Below are 2,726 nucleotides of genomic sequence, written 5' to 3'. Positions count from 1 at the left end.
TCGGTGCGCTGGCCGCCACCGGGGCGGGCCCGGCGGGCGACGGCGTCGCTGAGGCGGCGGCGGCCGGCCTGAACCGCGACTCGGTCCTGCTGCTGGCCGGCGGCGCCCGGGGCATCACCGCCCGGTTCGCCCGTACCGTCGCCGCCGCGAGCCGCTGCCGGATCGAACTGCTCGGCCGTACCCCCGTGCCCACGGAGACCGAGGACCCGGCGACGGCGTCGGCCACCGACCGCGACGCGCTGCGCGCCGCGTTCATCGGCTCCGGCATGAAATCGCCCGCCGAGATCGAGCGCGCGGTCTCGGCCGTACTGGCCGGGCGCGAGGTGCGCGAAACCATCGCCGCACTGCGGAATTCGGGCAGCCCCGTGCGCTACCGGTCGGTCGACGTCCTCGATGAGGAAGCCGTACGGGCCGCGGTCAAGGAGATCCAGACCGAGCACCACAGGCTGGACGGAGTCGTCTACGCGGCGGGCGTCATCGAGGACAAGCTCATCGCCGAGAAGTCCGCCGACTCCTTCCACCGGGTCTTCTCCACCAAGGCCGACGGGGCACGGGTACTGCTCGACGCGGTCGGCGCACTGCCCGAAGGGCCCCGGTTCGCGGTGCTGTTCGGCAGCATCGCCGCCGCACTGGGCAACCGCGGCCAGTCCGACTACGCGGCTGCCAACGACGCGCTGGAGGAGCTGGGCCGCCGCTGGTCCACCGACGGCCGGCGCGGCCTGACCGTGCACTGGGGACCGTGGGCGGCGGCGGAGTCCAACGGCGGCATGGTGACCCCGGAACTGATGCGCTCCTACGCGGCCCGCGGCATCAAGCTCATCGACCCCGAGGAGGGACCGCTCAGCCTGCTGCGCGAACTCGCCTGGGGTGCGCCCACGGTGCACGCGGTGGTCTCCACCGCGTCCGGCTGGTGACTCCCGTGCCCTCCCGCAGCCCGGTCGCCATCGTCGGCATGGGTGCCTTGTTCCCGGGCGCCGGGAACCTGGAGAGCTACTGGCGGAACATCACCGGCGGCGTCGACGCCATCACCGATGTCCCCGCCGGACGCTGGGACGAGGAGTACTACGCCGCCGACGGGCCGCGCCAGGCCGACCGGATCTACTGCCGGCGCGGCGGGTTCGTCGACCAGGAGGCCGAGTACGACCTCACCCGGTTCGGCATCATGCCCACCTCCGTCGCCGGGACGGAGCCCGACCAGCTGATCGCTCTGGACGTGGCGCACCAGTCCATCGAGGACGCGGGCGGGGCCGGGATGCTGCCTGCCGACCGCCAGCGGGTCGGCGTCGTACTCGGCAGAGGCGGCTACCTCACGCCCGGCCTGGTCAGGCTCGACCAGCGGGTGCGTACGACCCACCAGGTCATGCGCACCCTGCGCGAGCTGGTCCCCGAGCTCGACGAGGACCGGCTGCAGCAGGTGCGCTCCGCCTTCGCCGAGCAACTCGGCCCGGAGGCACCGGAGTCGGCCATCGGGCTGGTGCCGAACCTGGCGGCCTCCCGGGTCGCCAACCGGCTCGACCTGCGCGGCCCCGCCTACACCGTCGACGCGGCCTGCGCCTCCTCGCTCGTGGCGGTCGACCACGCGGTACGTGAACTCGACGCGGGCCGGTGCGACGTCATGCTCGCGGGCGGCGTCCACCACTGCCACGACATCACGCTGTGGAGCGTCTTCAGCCAGCTCGGCGCACTGTCCCGCAGCCAGCGCATCCGCCCGCTGCACCGCGCGGCCGACGGCGTCCTCATCGGCGAGGGAACCGGCATCGTGGTGCTCAAGCGGCTCGCCGACGCGGAGCGCGACGGCGACCGCGTCTACGCCGTGGTCACCGGCACCGGAGTGGCCAGCGACGGCCGTTCGGCCAGCCTGTTCAGCCCCGACCCCGGCGGCCAGGTGCGCGCGGTCCGGCAGGCGTGGGACGCCGCCGGCCTCGACCCGCGGGCGGCGGACGCCATCGGACTGCTGGAGGCGCACGGCACCGCCACCCCGGCCGGCGACGACGCCGAACTCACCACCATCGCCGAGGTCTTCGGCGCCGGTACGGACACAGGTACGGGTACGGGCATGCGTACGGGTGCGGGCATGGGTACGGGTGCCGGCGGGCCCGCCGTCATCGGCTCGGTGAAGTCCATGATCGGCCACACCATGCCGGCCGCGGGCATCGCCGGCCTGATCAAGGCGGCCCTCGCCGTCCACCACGGCGTGCTGCCCCCGACGCTGCACTGCGAGGACCCCAACCCGGCACTCGCCAGGACCGGCTTCGTCCCGCTGGACCGGTCCCGCCCCTGGGAGCGGCCGGCGAGCGGCGCGCCCCGCAGAGCGGGCGTCAACGCCTTCGGCTTCGGCGGCATCAACGCCCACGTCGTGCTGGAAGAGCCGGCCACCCGCCCGGCCCCCCGCGGCGCACGCACCACGGTGACCGAGCCGGAGAGGGTGCTGCGGCTCGCCGCCCCCGGCCCCGAAGCGCTGGGCTCGCTGCTGGCGGGGGACGACTCGATGGTGCTCGCCGCCGGCCTCGACGAACACACCGTGGTGACCGAGCCGTGCCGGCTGGGCATCGTCGACCCGACCCGGCGCAGGCTGGCTCTGGCCCGTAGAGCCGTGAGCAAGGGCGCGCCGTGGCGCGGGCGGAGCGACGTGTGGTTCAGCCCGCGCCCGATGCTCGGTGCGGCCGGCGGGCGCACCGCGTTCGTCTTCCCCGGCCTGGAGGCCGAGTTCGATCCCCGGGTGGCCG

The 2,726-nt window shown here is 74.7% G+C and carries 2 protein-coding genes; both read left to right on the top strand.

From position 1 onward, the window contains the following. A partial coding sequence (locus tag ACRDP3_RS08845; protein WP_431516303.1) for an SDR family oxidoreductase occupies positions 1-914 on the top strand: 914 nt, incomplete at its 5' end. Positions 915-952: 38 nt separating this feature from the next. Further along, a partial coding sequence (locus tag ACRDP3_RS08840; protein ID WP_431516304.1) for a polyketide synthase occupies positions 953-2,726 on the top strand: 1,774 nt, incomplete at its 3' end.

It is taken from the genome of Streptomyces sp. (genome assembly GCF_050698815.1).
In the GTDB taxonomy this organism is placed as follows: Bacteria; Actinomycetota; Actinomycetes; order Streptomycetales; family Streptomycetaceae; genus Streptomyces.
The sequence above is the reverse complement of the archived record's forward strand: the minus strand, read 5'-3'. Positions and strand labels throughout refer to the sequence as shown.